Origin of the sequence: Streptomyces sp. TP-A0874, assembly GCF_001748085.1 — a bacterium.
GTDB lineage: Bacteria > Actinomycetota > Actinomycetes > Streptomycetales > Streptomycetaceae > Streptomyces.
The window spans coordinates 796,387-810,970 of sequence record NZ_BBZK01000003.1; the positions used below are offsets into that span (position 1 = coordinate 796,387).

General features: G+C 72.5%; 16 protein-coding genes. 13 read left to right on the forward strand and 3 right to left on the reverse strand.

The genetic code is table 11. The annotated features are described in order from the left end of the window. Positions 1–15: 15 nt before the first annotated feature. Positions 16–648, reverse strand: a complete 633-nt coding sequence (locus tag BGP73_RS03245; RefSeq protein WP_069811844.1) for a TIGR03085 family metal-binding protein — start codon at positions 646–648, stop codon at positions 16–18. A gap of 105 nt (positions 649–753) precedes the next feature. Here BGP73_RS03245 and hisI point away from each other — a divergent pair, with 105 nt between their 5' ends. The 12 genes from hisI (at position 754) to BGP73_RS03305 (ending at position 11,227) form a co-directional block, all read left to right on the forward strand. After that, on the forward strand, positions 754–1,131 hold the full coding sequence (hisI, locus tag BGP73_RS03250; RefSeq protein ID WP_069811845.1) for a phosphoribosyl-AMP cyclohydrolase: 378 nt from the start codon (positions 754–756) through the stop codon (positions 1,129–1,131). A gap of 1 nt (position 1,132) precedes the next feature. Then, positions 1,133–2,665, forward strand: a complete 1,533-nt coding sequence (locus BGP73_RS03255) for an anthranilate synthase component I (protein ID WP_079127154.1) — start codon at positions 1,133–1,135, stop codon at positions 2,663–2,665. A gap of 115 nt (positions 2,666–2,780) precedes the next feature. Then, complete coding sequence (locus BGP73_RS03260) at positions 2,781–3,425, forward strand: TIGR02234 family membrane protein (protein WP_069811846.1); 645 nt, start codon at positions 2,781–2,783, stop codon at positions 3,423–3,425. A gap of 138 nt (positions 3,426–3,563) precedes the next feature. Next, positions 3,564–3,827 (forward strand): HGxxPAAW family protein, encoded by a 264-nt coding sequence (locus tag BGP73_RS03265; RefSeq protein WP_069811847.1) that lies wholly within the window; start codon positions 3,564–3,566, stop codon positions 3,825–3,827. Between the two features lie 191 nt (positions 3,828–4,018). After that, entirely contained in the window at positions 4,019–4,579 is a 561-nt protein-coding gene (locus BGP73_RS03270) for a DUF2752 domain-containing protein (RefSeq protein ID WP_079127155.1), read from the forward strand. A gap of 257 nt (positions 4,580–4,836) precedes the next feature. Next, complete coding sequence (gene trpC, locus BGP73_RS03275; RefSeq protein ID WP_069811848.1) at positions 4,837–5,652, forward strand: indole-3-glycerol phosphate synthase TrpC; 816 nt, start codon at positions 4,837–4,839, stop codon at positions 5,650–5,652. Between the two features lies 1 nt (position 5,653). Beyond that, positions 5,654–5,884 (forward strand): tryptophan biosynthesis modulator TrpM, encoded by a 231-nt coding sequence (gene trpM, locus BGP73_RS23405; RefSeq protein ID WP_107473934.1) that lies wholly within the window; start codon positions 5,654–5,656, stop codon positions 5,882–5,884. Positions 5,885–5,932: 48 nt separating this feature from the next. Beyond that, positions 5,933–7,168, forward strand: a complete 1,236-nt coding sequence (gene trpB / locus BGP73_RS03285; protein WP_069811849.1) for a tryptophan synthase subunit beta — start codon at positions 5,933–5,935, stop codon at positions 7,166–7,168. Then, positions 7,168–7,989, forward strand: coding sequence for a tryptophan synthase subunit alpha (trpA, locus tag BGP73_RS03290; RefSeq protein WP_069811850.1), 822 nt, complete (start codon positions 7,168–7,170; stop codon positions 7,987–7,989). Before trpB ends, trpA begins: the two co-directional genes overlap by 1 nt. Before the next feature lie 312 nt (positions 7,990–8,301). After that, on the forward strand, positions 8,302–9,075 hold the full coding sequence (locus BGP73_RS03295; protein WP_069811851.1) for a DsbA family protein: 774 nt from the start codon (positions 8,302–8,304) through the stop codon (positions 9,073–9,075). Positions 9,076–9,153: 78 nt separating this feature from the next. Beyond that, a complete protein-coding gene (gene lgt / locus BGP73_RS03300; protein WP_069811852.1) occupies positions 9,154–10,128 on the forward strand; it encodes a prolipoprotein diacylglyceryl transferase in 975 nt (324 codons plus the stop codon). A 334-nt stretch (positions 10,129–10,462) separates the two neighbouring features. Beyond that, the gene (locus BGP73_RS03305) at positions 10,463–11,227 is read left to right on the forward strand and encodes a VIT1/CCC1 transporter family protein (RefSeq protein WP_069812099.1); all 765 of its coding nucleotides are present in this window, start codon (positions 10,463–10,465) and stop codon (positions 11,225–11,227) included. Positions 11,228–11,273: 46 nt separating this feature from the next. On the opposite strand, the gene bla is transcribed toward BGP73_RS03305, so the two are convergent. Further along, entirely contained in the window at positions 11,274–12,185 is a 912-nt protein-coding gene (bla, locus tag BGP73_RS03310) for a class A beta-lactamase (protein WP_069811853.1), read from the reverse strand. Positions 12,186–12,483: 298 nt separating this feature from the next. Beyond that, positions 12,484–13,383 (reverse strand): hypothetical protein, encoded by a 900-nt coding sequence (locus BGP73_RS03315; RefSeq protein WP_069811854.1) that lies wholly within the window; start codon positions 13,381–13,383, stop codon positions 12,484–12,486. Between the two features lie 196 nt (positions 13,384–13,579). Here BGP73_RS03315 and BGP73_RS03320 point away from each other — a divergent pair, with 196 nt between their 5' ends. Next, entirely contained in the window at positions 13,580–14,422 is an 843-nt protein-coding gene (locus tag BGP73_RS03320) for a S1 family peptidase (protein ID WP_374701111.1), read from the forward strand. Positions 14,423–14,584: the final 162 nt, after the last annotated feature.

Here is a 14,584-nt window from a genome sequence, read left to right on the forward strand (position 1 = left end):
CTCGGACCGCCCCGGTCAGATACCGAGCTTCGCCTGGCGCAGCTTCGCCACCGCGTCCTGTTCGCCCTCCAACTCCACGTCCGCGACGCCCTGACGGCCGAAGAGGAACAGGGTGAGCTCGCCGGGCTCGCCGGTGACCGTCACCACCGGAGTGCCCCGGCGGGCCACCGCGGTACGGCCGTCCGGCCGGCGCACCACCAGGCCCACCGGCGACTTCCGCCCCACCACCCTGGCCAACCGCTCGATGCGGGACCACAGGGCGTCGGCGAAGACCGGGTCCAGCTCCCGCGGCGTCCAGTCGGGAGCGGCGCGGCGGACGTCCTCCGCGTGGATGAAGAACTCCACGGTGTTGGCCGCCTCGTCGACCTGTTTGAGGGCGTACGGCGACAGGCGGGGCGGGCCGGTGCGGATCAGCTGGAGCAACTCCTCGTAGGGCTTCTCCAGGTACTCCGCCTGCACCCGGTCAAGCCTGGGCCGGAGCGGTTTGAAGAGTATGCCGCCGGCGGCGTCCGTGCGGTGCTCCCGCACCACGAGATGGGCGGCGAGATCTCGGGTGGTCCAGCCGTCGCAGAGGGTCGGCGCAGCCGGCCCGGAGCTCTCCAAGAGGTCTGCGAGCAGGAGGCGTTCGCGCTTGGCATGGGTCGACATGTCCGACAGGGTACGGGCTGCGGCCGACAGCCGGCCACGGCGCCGCGCGGGACCCGCGGACGCGGCGGGAGACGGCGCGGTGCCGGAACACGGCACAATGGGCGCATGTCCAGCAGCACGCCCGGCGCCGGGCTCGACCCCGCCATCGCCTCCCGCCTCAACCGGAACGACCAGGGCCTGTTCCCGGCCGTGGCCCAGCAGTACGACACCGGCGAGGTGCTGATGCTCGGCTGGATGGACGACGAGGCCCTCCACCGCACCCTCACCACCGGCCGGTGCACCTACTGGAGCCGCAGCCGCCGCGCGTACTGGGTCAAGGGGGAGACCTCGGGCCACTACCAATGGGTGAAGTCGGTGGCGCTGGACTGCGACGGCGACACCGTTCTCGTCCGGGTCGACCAGGTGGGGGCCGCCTGCCACACCGGTGACCGCACCTGCTTCGACGCCGACACCCTGCCGCTCGACAACGCTAAGGCTCACTGACATGACCACCGGTGCACCCACTCTGGACCTCGAGACCTTCCGCAAGCTGGCGGCCGACCGCCGAGTGATCCCGGTCACCCGGAGACTGCTGGCCGACGGCGACACCCCGGTGGGCCTCTACCGCAAGCTGGCGGCCGAGCGCCCCGGCACCTTCCTGCTGGAATCGGCCGAGAACGGCCGGACCTGGTCCCGCTACTCCTTCGTGGGCGTGCGCAGCGCCGCCACCCTGACCGTCCGGGACGGCGAGGCCCACTGGCTGGGCACCCCGCCTGTCGGCGTCCCCACCGGCGGCGATCCGCTCGCCGCCCTGCGGGCCACCGTGGAAGTCCTCCACACCCCCCGCGACCTCGGCGGTCTGGCCTCCCTGCCGCCGTTCACCGGCGGCATGGTGGGCTACCTCGGCTACGACGTGGTGCGCCGCCTGGAGCGGGTCGGCGACAGCGCCCGGGACGACCTCGGGCTCCCCGAACTGACCATGCTGCTCACCTCCGACCTCGCGGTGCTCGACCACCGCGACGGGAGCGTGCTGCTGATCGCCAACGCGATCAACCACAACGACCTCGACACCGGTGTGGACGAGTCGTACGCGGACGCCGTCGCCCGGCTCGACGCCATGACCGCCGACCTGGCCCGTCCGGTCCCCACCGGACCGGCCCTGCTCCCCACCTCCGAACTCCCCGAGTACACCGCGCTCTGGGGCGGGGCCGCCTACCAGGGCGCCGTGGCGGAGATCAAGGAGCGGATCCATGCCGGTGAGGCCTTCCAGGTGGTGCCCTCCCAGCGGTTCGAGGCACCCTGCTCGGCCTCCGCGCTCGACGTCTACCGGGTGCTGCGGGCCACCAACCCGAGCCCCTACATGTACCTCTTCCGCTTCGACGGGTTCGACGTCGTCGGCTCCAGCCCCGAGGCGCTGGTGAGGATCGAGGACGGCCGGGCCATGCTGCACCCCATCGCGGGCACCCGGCCCCGCGGTGCCACCCCGCAGGAGGACGCCGCGCTCGCCGAGGAGCTGCTCGCCGATCCCAAGGAACGGGCCGAGCACCTGATGCTCGTCGACCTCGGCCGCAACGACCTCGGCAGGGTCTGCGAGCCCGGCAGCGTCGAGGTCGTCGACTTCATGTCCGTGGAGCGCTACAGCCACGTCATGCACATCGTCTCCACGGTCGTCGGCCGACTCGCCGCGGACCGCACCGCCTTCGACGCCCTGACCGCCTGCTTCCCGGCCGGCACCCTTTCCGGAGCGCCAAAGCCACGGGCGCTCCAGATCATCGAGGAGCTCGAACCCACGCGCCGGGGCCTGTACGGGGGCTGCGTCGGCTACCTCGACTTCGCCGGTGACTCCGACACAGCGATCGCCATCCGCACCGCGCTGCTGCGCGACGGCACCGCCTACGTGCAGGCGGGGGCCGGGGTGGTGGCCGACTCCGACCCGGTGGCCGAGGACACCGAGTGCCGCAACAAGGCGGCTGCGGTCCTCCGGGCCGTCGCGATGGCGAGCGGACTGACCCAGCCGGAGTCGGCCGGGCGCAGCTGAGCACGGCTCTCGGACACCGGACCATTCCCTCCTGGAGCCCTGCCGCGGCCCGGATTTCCGCCCCGGATCCGCCCCCGGCCCGGCACACCGCGGCCGGACAGGCGATAGTGGAGGGGTGAGCGCCGTACCCGAGCCCCGTCGCGAGGCCGTCCCCCCGAAAACCGGGCGGAGCGGCCGTAGCAGCCTCGCCGCCGCCCTGCTGCTGGGCGCCGCCGGCGCCGCCCTGTGCCTGCTGGCCGGCGGACAGACCTGGAGTGAGGCCGTCTCCACGGCCGGTCAGGGCGCGCTGCCGGTGTCGGTGAGCGGCCGCCAGGTCACCGGGCTGCCGGCGGCACTGGCCATCGCCGGGCTGGCCGCCCTCGTCGCGGTCTTCGCGGTGCGCGGCGCGGGCCGGACCGTCGTGGCCGGCCTGCTGTCGCTCAGCGGGGCGGCGACCGTACTCACCTCTCTTCTCGGTGCCCGGGACCCCGCGGCCCTGCGGTCGAAGGCGGCCGAGGTCACCGGTCTCACCAACGCCGGGGTGGAGCACGTCACCCACACCGTGTGGCCCTGGGTCTCCGCCGTGGGCGGGCTGCTACTCCTTCTCGCCGGAGTCCTCGCGCTGCGGTACGGAGCGCGCTGGCCGGCCATGTCGGGCCGGTACGAACGGCCCGGCCAACGGACGACGCCGGCACGCGGTCCCAGGGCTGCGGACCCGGAACGACCCGAGGAGATCTGGAAGGCCCTGGACCGCGGTGAGGACCCGACACAGGAGACCTGAGGCGGGCCTCCACCCCCGATCACGGTGGTCGGGCCCATCGGGGACAATGGGACGAGCGTTCAACGCCTGCCCCGGCCTGGACAGGCCCCGCCCGGCCATCCCGGGTTCCGGAGAGCGACACTGCAACGAGGAGTACTCATGGCCAACAGCCATCACGGACACACCCCGGCCGCCTGGACCGGCGTCATCATCGCCTTCGCCGGCTTCTGCGTGGCCGGCATCTGCACCGTCATGGCTCAACCCGTCGGGTTCCTGGTGGGCATGGCGATCGTCGGTGCCGGTGCCCTCGTCGGGCTGCTGATGCGCGGAGCGGGACTGGGGCAGGAGAGCAGGCGCCAGCGGGAGTTGGAGCAGAAGCGGGAGCGTGACGAGGCCCGGCGGGAGAACGAACCCCAGTACTGAGCCGTCGCACCGAGCCCGTTCGCTGAGCCCGCCGGTCCGAGCCGCGGCACCGAGCGGGGCGGGAGTCGTTCGCCGACGGGGCCGCCACCGGGCAGGGCGGCCCCGTCGAACGGCTCCCGGGGCAACCCTCCCGGCCAGTGGGGCCGCCGTCCCGGCTGCGGTCCCGCGCCACCGGGAGGAGACTCGGCGGCATGACCGACACCTCCCCGAACCGGACCACCGGCTCCCTCGGTGGCGCCGCTCCGGGACCGGCCGCTCCCAGCGCGGGAAAAGCGTGGACGCGGCCCGGCGCCGGACGGAACCGGCCCGCCGGCGCCCCGCGGCGGCCTCCGCTCGGAGCCACCGGCCGACGCCGATCGACCGGCCGGAACCTCATGGCCCCGGCAGCGGCCCTGGCCGGGGTGGCTGCCGCGGTCGGCTACGTCGGCGCCGTCGATCCGCACCAGCCCGGCCACTACCCGGTCTGTCCGCTCTTCCGCTGGACGGGTGTGCTCTGCCCGGGGTGCGGCGGCCTGCGCAGCGTCCACTCCCTCGCGCACGGCGACCTCACCGCCGCCCTCGGCGCCAACGCGCCGGTGGTCGCAGGCTGTGCCGCCTTCCTCTGCGTCTGGGCGCTCTGGGTCGGCCGAGCGGCCCGCGGCCGGCCGATGAGCCTCCCCCTGCGCCCGGTGCACGCCTGGCTGCTGGCTGCCCTGCTCGCCGTCTTCACGGTTGTCCGGAACCTTCCCTTCGGCTCCGTACTGGCGCCCTGAGGCACTGGCATCCCAGGGTGCGGACGCGCGCCGCGGTTCCCGGGGAGGGCGGGATGTGAGCCGGTCGCCGCCGCGCCGCACGCCCCGGTTCCAGCAGGTCGGCGACGTGTCCCGGGAGACCGGATGCGGGGCGGCGCATCCCGGCCGGATACCATCGCAGTACAGACCAGGGCAGAGCCGGCCGCCGGCCGCCCGCCCGCAGGTGTCCGCCAGGACGCCGACGACAGCTCCACCACCTCCGAAAGGGGGCCGCTCGCGTGAGTGTGCTCGACGAGATCATCGATGGAGTCCGGGCCGACCTCGCGGAGCGGCAGGCGACGGTCAGCCTCGACCAGCTCAAGGACCGTGCGGCGAAGGCGCCGCAGGCCAGGGACGGGGCTTCCGCACTGCGGGGCGACGGCGTGAAGGTGATCTGCGAGGTCAAGCGTTCCAGCCCCTCGAAGGGCGCGTTGGCGGCCATCGCCGACCCGGCCGGGCTCGCCGCCGACTACGAGGCGGGCGGGGCGTCCGTCATCAGCGTGCTGACCGAGCAGCGGAGGTTCGGCGGGTCGCTGGCCGATCTGGAGGCCGTCCGGGCCAGGGTCGACGTCCCCGTGCTCCGCAAGGACTTCATCGTCACCTCCTACCAGCTGTGGGAGGCCCGCGCGTACGGGGCGGACATCGCCCTGCTGATCGTCGCCGCGCTGCCCCAGGAGGCCCTGGTTTCGCTGATCGAGCGGGCGGAGTCCATCGGACTCACCCCGCTGGTCGAGGTGCACGACGAGGAGGAGACCGAGCGCGCGCTGGCCGCCGGGGCGAGGGTGGTGGGCGTCAACGCGCGCAACCTGCGGACGCTGGAGGTGGACCGGGGCAACTTCGCCCGGATCGCCCCCGCCATCCCGGACCACGTCGTCAAGGTCGCCGAGTCGGGGGTCCGCGGCCCGCACGACCTGATCGCCTACGCCAACGAGGGCGCGGACGCCGTGCTCGTCGGGGAGTCGCTGGTCACCGGCCGGGACCCCAGGACCGCGGTCGCCGACCTCGTCGCCGCCGGGGCCCACCCGGCACTCCGGCAGGGGCCGGGGCCGAGCTGAGATGAGCCCGCACGCCCACCTGGCCCCCGGCTGCCGGCCGCGGGGCTGCCGCGCCCCCGCCCGGAGGGTGCGGGGCCGCCGGGTGCGTTACCACATCGGCTGCGAACCCGGGCAGATCAACGGGATGCGATGGCCGGAGGCCGGCCGTCCGGCACACGTCGTGTCGGAGCCGGCCTCCCCGCCGTCCATGCCGGCCCCGGACCGGCCGTACCGCGGTCGGCGCCGGAGCTGATCCCGCAGATCGTTTTCCGGGGCTCGTCCCCGTTAGAGGAGCAGACCGATGTCCTCCGATTTCTTCATTCCGGACCCCGCTGGTCCGGTGCCCGACACCGCCGGTTACTTCGGCGCCTTCGGCGGCAAGTTCATCCCCGAGGCGCTCGTCGCCGCGGTGGACGAGGTCGCCGCCGAGTACGAGAAGGCGAAGAGCGACCCCGCCTTCGCCGCGGAGCTGGAAGAGCTGCTGGTCAACTACACCGGTCGGCCCAGCCCGCTGACCGAGGTGCCCCGCTTCGCCGAGCACGCCGGCGGGGCCCGGATCTTCCTCAAGCGGGAGGACCTCAACCACACCGGCTCCCACAAGATCAACAATGTGCTGGGCCAGGCGCTGCTCACCAGGCGGATGGGCAAGACCCGGATCATCGCCGAGACCGGTGCCGGGCAGCACGGGGTGGCCACCGCCACCGCCTGCGCGCTGTTCGGGCTGGACTGCACCGTCTACATGGGCGAAGTCGACACCGAGCGGCAGGCTCTGAACGTCGCCCGGATGCGGATGCTCGGCGCCGAGGTGGTGGCTGTCACCTCGGGCAGCCGCACCCTCAAGGACGCGATCAACGAGGCGTTCCGCGACTGGGTCGCCAACGTCGACCGCACGCACTACCTCTTCGGCACGGTGGCCGGGCCGCACCCGTTCCCGGCACTCGTCCGCGACTTCCACCGGGTGATCGGGGTCGAGGCGCGCCGGCAGATCCTGGAACGCGTCGGCCGGCTGCCGGACGCCGTCGCCGCCTGCGTGGGCGGCGGTTCCAACGCCATGGGCCTGTTCCACGCCTTCCTGGAGGACCGGGACGTCCGGGTCCTCGGGTTCGAGCCCGCGGGGCGCGGACTCGACAGCGGTGAGCACGCCGCCACACTGAGCCGCGGCGAGCCGGGGATCCTGCACGGTTCACGCTCCTACGTCCTCCAGGACGAGGAGGGGCAGATCACCGAGCCCTACTCGATCTCGGCGGGCCTGGACTACCCGGGCGTCGGCCCCGAGCACGCCTACCTCAAGGACAGCGGCCGGGCCGAGTACCGCGCGGTCACCGACGACCAGGCGATGCAGGCGCTCCGGCTGCTCTCGGAGACCGAGGGGATCATCCCCGCCATCGAGAGCGCGCACGCGCTGGCCGGAGCGATCGAGCTCGGGCCCGAGCTCGGTGCCGGCGCCGTGGTGCTGGTCAACCTCTCCGGCCGCGGCGACAAGGACATGGACACCGCCGCCCGCTACTTCGGGCTCTACGACCAGGAGGCGAAGTGATGGCGGGCAACCTCGAACTGCTGAGCAGCACCCTGGCCCGGACGGCCGAGGAGGGCCGGGCGGCCCTGATCGGCTACCTCCCGGCCGGCTTCCCCACCGTCGAGGGCGGCGTGCGCACCGCTGTGGCGATGGTGGAGGGCGGCTGCGACGTCCTGGAGATCGGGCTGCCGCACAGCGACCCGGTGCTGGACGGGCCGGTCATCCAGACCGCCGACGACATCGCGCTGCGCGGCGGGGTGAAGATCGCGGACGTCATCCAGACCGTCCAGCGCGCCCACTCCGCCACCGGCGCTCCGGTGCTCTGCATGACCTATTGGAATCCGGTGGACCGGTACGGGCCGGAGCGGTTCGCCGCCGAGCTGGCCGAGGCCGGTGGAGCCGGCTGCATCCTGCCGGACCTTCCGGTGGAGGAGTCCGAGGGTTGGCGGAAGGCGGCCGAGCAGCACGGCCTGGCCACCGTCTTCGTGGTCGCCCCCAGCAGTCGGGACGAGCGGCTCACCAGGATCACCGCGGCCGGCAGCGGCTTCGTCTACGCGGCCTCGCTGATGGGTGTCACCGGCACCCGGGCTTCGGTCGGTGGGCAGGCCCGCGAACTCGTCCGGCGCACCAAGGCCACCACGAGCCTGCCGGTCTGCGTGGGGCTCGGAGTCTCCAACGCCGAGCAGGCCGCCGAGGTCGCCTCCTTCGCCGACGGGGTGATCGTCGGCTCGGCGTTCGTCAAACGGCTCCTGGACGCCACCGACCTGGAGACCGGGCTGGCCGGGGTGCGGGAGCTGGCCGGCGAACTGGCCGGTGGGGTGGCGCACGCCGTCCGGGACTGAGGACCGCCCCGGAGCCCCGGCGGGCGCACGGGCCCGTGAAGCTCCGCCGCGTCGCTCGGAGCACCCGCATACTCCGGGTATGCGGGTGCTCCCCGGCTTTGTGGCACCGCGCCCCGGGCCCGTGCGCCCGGGGCGCGGTGCCGACCGCCCCGGACCGCCGGTCCCCTTCGAGCCGGCATCGGGATCCCACCGCGGCGGCGGTTCAGCCGTTCCCCTCGCCAGGTCATCCCGGGGAGCCGGTCCCGTCGCTCCTTCGAGGGAAAGCGGAACGGGGGACGGGGCCTGGGCGCTCCCGGTTCGTTGCCTCAGGGTGTGAGCGAGAAGAAGCCTGATGGGAAGCGCGCCGCCCGGGAGCGGCTGCGACAGCAGCGTGCACGGGAGAAGGCGCGGGAGAAGCGCAGGCGGACGCTGTTCGTCGTGGTCGCCGGGGTCGGGGTCCTGGGCATCGCCGCGGCCGTCGGCTTCGCGGTCAACGGATCCGAGGACGGGACGTCGGGAGAGGCCCGCCGGGCGGTGGCCACGCCCAAGAACGCCACCGGGCGGAACAACCTGGTGATCCCGGTAGGCAAGCCGGGCGCCCCGTCCACCCTCACCATCTACGAGGACTTCCGCTGCCCGGCCTGCCGGCAGTTCGAGGACGCCTTCCGCGACACCATCCGCGATCTGGAGAAAGACGGCCGGCTGAAGGTGGAGTACCACCTCGCCACGATCATCGACGGCAACGTCGGCGGCACCGGCTCGCTCCGCGCTGCCAACGCCGCGGCCTGCGCCCAGGACGCCGGGAAGTTCCCGGAGTACCACGATGTGCTCTTCCGGAACCAGCCGGCGGAGGCGGACGACGCCTTCGCAGACAACAAGCGGCTGGTGAAGCTCGCCGAGCAGGTGGACGGCCTGGTCACCGACGGCTTCCGGAAGTGCGTGGACGGCGGCGAGCACGACGGCTGGGTGGAGGCCGCCAACCGGGCCTTCCTCGAGTCCGGACACGAGGGCACCCCGACGGTCCTGCTGGACGGCGAGAACGTCTACGGAGACCAGCGCAATCCGCTGACCCCGGACAAGCTGAAGCAAATGGTTCGGAAGGAGTAACCGGAGGGGGCGGTGTTACTGAGCCGTTGCGCCCCGGTTGCCGCCCACCCCTCCCGGCGCGGTAGCGTCGAGACTGTCATGGACCTCGCATTCATCCCCAGCCCGTCGACCGGCGTGATCCATCTCGGATGGTTCCCGCTGCGCGGCTATGCGCTCTGCATCCTCGCCGGTCTCTTCCTCGCGATCTGGATCGGCAGCCGACGGTGGGTCGCCCGCGGCGGCCTGCCGGGTACGGTGAGTGACATCGCCATCTGGGCGGTGCCCTTCGGGCTCGTCGGCGGACGCCTGTACCACGTGTGCACCACCTACGAGCCCTACTTCGGTGAGGACGGCCACTGGGTCGACGCCTTCAAGATCTGGGAGGGCGGCCTCGGCATCTGGGGGGCGGTCGCACTCGGTGCGGTCGGCGCCTGGATCGGAGCCCGCCGGAGGGGAGTGCCCCTGCCGGCCTACGCCGACGCGATCGCACCCGGTCTGGCGCTGGCGCAGGCGGTCGGCCGTTGGGGCAACTGGTTCAACCAGGAGCTCTACGGCAAGCGCACCGATGTTCCCTGGGCGCTCAAGATCGACAAGGGGCCGGAGATCGGCACCTTCCACCCCACCTTCCTGTACGAGTCGCTCTGGTGCGTCGGCCTCGCGTTGCTGGTCATCTGGGCGGACCGCCGCTTCCGGCTGGGGCATGGTCGGGCGTTCGCACTCTACGTCGCCGGGTACACGGTGGGCCGCGGCTGGATCGAGTACATGAGGATCGACGAGGCGCACCACATCCTGGGGCTGCGGCTCAACGTCTGGACCTCGATCCTCGTCTTCGTCGGCGCGGTGGTCTACCTGGTGCTCTCCGCGAGGCTCAGGCCGGGCCGGGAGAGCGTGGTGGAGCCGGCGGCGCAGTCCGAGGCGGTCACTGCGGACGGCTCCGCCCGACCGGAGGGGAACACGACGGGACCGGGGGAGCAGGAAGCCGCCGGGAGCGGCGCGGAGCAGGATCCGCAGAAGCCCGAGTCGGAGAAGCCGCGCCCGGCGGCCGAAGCTCGGGAGGCCGGCACGCCGGAATGAGCGCTCGGCGGCTTCCGCACCGGACGGCCCGTTCGACCGTTCGGACCCGGAACGCAAGAACCGCGGTGAACGACTGAGAGCCGCTGTCCGTGACCGGACGGCGGCTCTCGGCCATCCGACCTCCGTGGCCGGTCGACTGCCGGCTCCACCCCTCGGCGCGGCCCGACACGGCGCAGTGGCTCCCGGCTTTTGGTAAAGCCGCAGGTCAGCGAGGTAAGTTCGGCCTGCCTTGCTGGCGGGGGAGTGTCTTTCGTGCGTACCTTCGAGACCTGGGGGCGCTGCGTTTTCCGCGCTCCCGGGGAAGGGAGCACAGCAGATGACCATGATCGCCTCCATGGGGGACGCGGCGCAGCGCATCGTGGGGAGGACCTTCGACGGCTCGCCGAACCCCACCCCGCACAGTGCCCACCGGGACAACCACACGCACCGCGACGTCAACGGCGGCTGGCTCCGCCCCGCGGTGTTCGGAGCCATGGACGGTCTGGTCTCCAACCTCGCGCTGATCACCGGAGTCACCGGCGGTGCCGTGGCGCCCGGAACGATCGTGATCACCGGTATGGCGGGCCTGGCCGCCGGTGCCTTCTCCATGGCCGCCGGTGAGTACACCTCGGTGGCCTCCCAGCGGGAGCTGGTCCTCGCCGAGCTGGAGGTCGAGCGGCAGGAACTCCGCCGGCACCCGCAGGATGAGCAGCGCGAACTGGCGGAGCTCTACCGGTCCCGGGGTGTGGACGCCGATCTCGCCGCGGAGGTGGCCCGCCAGCTCTCCCACGACCCGGAACAGGCGCTGGAGATACATGCCCGCGAGGAACTGGGCGTGGATCCCTCGGACCTTCCCTCACCCCTGGTCGCGGCGGTTTCCTCGTTCGGGTCGTTCGCCCTCGGCGCGCTGCTGCCCGTGCTGCCGTTCCTGCTAGGCAGTGTGAGCCTGCTGCCCGCGCTGCTGCTGGCACTGGCCGGCCTCTTCGTCTGCGGCGCCGTGGTGGCCAAGGTGACCGCGAGGAGTTGGTGGTACAGCGGGCTGCGGCAGTTGCTGCTGGGCGGCGCCGCGGCTGGGGTGACGTACGGCCTGGGGGTGCTGTTCGGGACAACCCTGGGCTGACGGTCCCGGCCCGCCACCGGCAGCGACGGGTGCACGGGGGCGGCCGTCAGGACCTCAGCGCCTCGACCACGGCCTGGGCGGCATCGGCGAGCAGGGCGTTGTCCGGGACGGCGTCGACCTTCGAACGGTCCGACAGCAGCGCGATGACGATCGGGTCGGCATCCTCGGCCGGCCAGGCGACCGCCACGTCGTTGAGTGTGCCGAAGGAGCCCGCGCCTGTCTTGTCGCCGGTGATCCACCCGTCCGGCAACCCGGCCCGGATACGTTCGTCGCCGGTGGTGTTTGCCTTGAGCCAGGAGATGAGCTGCTTCCGCTCCGCGGCGGGCAGCACCGAGCCGAGCGCGATCGTCCGGTAGCCCTCTCCGATGGCCGCCGGCGTCGTGGTGTCCCGCCGGTCTCCGCGCAAGGCGCTGTTGAGTTCGGTCTCCCACCGGTCGAGCCGGGTGGCCCGGTCACCGATGGAGCGGGCGAACCGGGTGACCGCGCCGGGGCCGCCCTGGAGCCTCAGCAGGTGGTTCCCCGCCGTGTTGTCACTGTGGGTGATGGCCGCCCCGCAGAGTTCTGCGACGGTCATCCGCTCGCCCAGACGGGCTTCGGTGATCGGTGAGTTGTCCACCAGGTCGGCCTCCTCGATGCGGACCCTCCGGTCGAAGAAGGGGCCGCTGAGGGAGTGGGAGCGCAGCAGTGAGGCTGCCGCGTACGTCTTGAAGGTGGAGCACATGGCGAACCGCTCGTCGGAGCGGTGCTCGATCTTGCGGCCCGTCCCGGTGTCCACGGCGTAGACCCCGAGTCGAGCGTGGAACTCCCGCTCCAGCCGCCGGAAGCGGAGTGGGCTGGGGGAGGCGTCCCCGGACGCGCGTACCGTCTGTTCGGCCCTCCCCGGCCCGCACCCGCTGAGCAGCGGTGCCGCCAGGGCGGTGATGACCGTCCGGCGGCCGATCCCTCCGTCGAGGTCCATGTGGGCTCCTGTCTTCGCTGGCCTGCCGACGGCCAATCAAGCAGTGCCGGGGCGGTGCGCGCCAACAGACACTCGCGGAGTCGCCGATTTCCTCGTGGATTCGGCGGTGGTCCGGTGCTGTCGGATCCCTGCGGCCGGCATCCGCAGGATGACCGCACTGCTCGGGCGAGGCAGCTGTGTCGCTCCGGACCAGTTTCAGCAGGGTGGTCGTCTCCCGGGGCGTCGCGGGAGATCCACGCGGATATCCTCCCCGGCGGTCCACCCGGCCGGTACGGGCGATCGCGGTGCGCCGGTCAGCTCAGGTGTCGCACTCCAGCAGGGTGTCGCAGAGCCCGCAGCGGGCTCGCAGTCGGCCGCGTACCGGCAGCCGGATGCGCTGGTGGCAGGTGGGGCAGGGGAAGATGACGCGCAACTGCTCTCCTGGCCCGTCCGGCCCTTGTTCGAAGGCGTAGCCGGCGCCGGCCGCCGGCGATCCGCCGAGCAGGGCCGCCCTCCGGTCCCGGGCGTAGCGGCGGCGGCCGGCCCAGCCGGCGGCGGCCAGCGGGGGCTGCCGCCCGTCGCGGCGGGCCAGGGCCATGCCTTCGGTGTAGGCGGTGTACGCCTGGGGGCTGGTGAACCAGATGGCGGGGTCCTCACCGAAGAGCAGGGCCCGCTTGGCCAGTACGTAACCGAACTCCTCGGGGGTGAGGTAACCCAGCTTCTGGGAGGTCAGCGCGTCTTCCCGGAAGGCGTCGAGCAGCAGCCACCCCGCGCCCAGATAGGTGGTCGCGGTGTCGGTGAGGATCTCGTTGTCGCGGACGGCGGGGAAACCGAGGTCCAGGCGGTGCAGGTAGACGTGGGTGACCTCGTGTGCGAGCGCTGCGCCGATGTCCCGCCGGTGGTTCTTGAACCGGGCGTTGAGCTCGATGAAGTACTCGGGGCCGGCTTCCAGCTCCACGTTTGCGGCGTGCCGCATCTCCCGGAAGCTCACCACCATCCGGGCGTCCGGCAGTCGCAGCTGCCGCACCATGGCTCCGGCCACCCGCTGGACCCCGGCGTACAGCTCCTCCTGGTCGGAGAAGGCGACCTCGACCGGGAGGACGCTGGTCTCGAAGGTGCGCACGGTGTGGTGGGAGAGACGACGGTAGAGCGCCGTGATGGACGCCCGCACGGTGTCGAGGTGCGGGTAGCCGTGCACGACTTCGCTGGAGGAGCCCACCCCTCAACTCTACGGCGACCGGGGCGAGTCACCCCACAGTGAAACCGGCCGGTAGCCACTCTTGTCATGGGCACGGCTGGCTCTGGATAATCCGATGGCGCCCTTTGCGGACTCCCCTCACCGGCTTTCGGACGTTGTGGGCGGTTTCCGCCTGGCTCCCGACGGCCGCAGCCGGTCCCGTGCTGCGGTTTTTGGCATGAGCTTGACAGGCGCCGAACCCCCCACGAGAGGACAACCGTTGAAGAAACTTCTGAAGCCGCTCAAGCGGGCCGCCGCCGTCATGGCGGTCGCCAGCATCGCCTTCAGCCTCCAGCCCACCGCCGCCAGCGCCGACGTGGCCCCGCAGAGGGACATCGGCCCCACCGTCGTCGGCGGAACACCGGCCAGCCAGGGCGAGTTCCCGTTCATGGTCCGGCTGTCGATGGGTTGCGGCGGGGCGCTGTACGAGCAGGACGTCGTGCTCACCGCCGCGCACTGCGTGGACGGCTCCGGCCCGGACACCTCCATCACCGTCACCGGTGGAGTCGTGGACCTGAGCGACCCGGCCGCGATCAAGGTGAAGTCGAAGGAGGTGCTCCAGGCCCCCGGCTACAACGGCTACGGCAAGGACTGGGCGCTGATCAAGCTGGCGGAGCCGATCGACCAGCCCACCTTGAAGATCGCCGAGTCGGCCGAGCTCAACAGCGGTGACTTCATCGTCGCTGGCTGGGGCGCCGACCGGGAGGGCGGGAGCCAGCAGCAGCGCCTGCTGAAGGCCACCGTGCCGTTCGTCGACGACGCCACCTGCAGCGCCGCCTACGGCGGTGACCTGATCGACGCCGAGGAGATCTGCGCCGGCTACCTGGACACCGGGGGGATCGACGCCTGCCAGGGCGACTCCGGTGGTCCGATGTTCCGCAAGGACGAGGCCGGCGAGTACGTCGAGGTCGGCATAGTCAGCTGGGGCGAGGGCTGCGCCCGGGCGGGCAAGCCCGGTGTCTACACCGAGGTCAGCACCTTCGCCGCCGACATCAAGGCGGGGGCGGCCCAACTCGGCTGACACACCACCCCGGCGTGGCGCGGCCGCGCCCACAGCCGGTGGGCACCTCCGGCCCGGCGACCCCGGTCGCCGGGCCGGAGCCTGTCCGCAGAGTGACCACGCCGACCGCCGGCCACTCCCGGCTGTTACCGTGACGCCTTCTGGAACAGTGATCGGCGACGA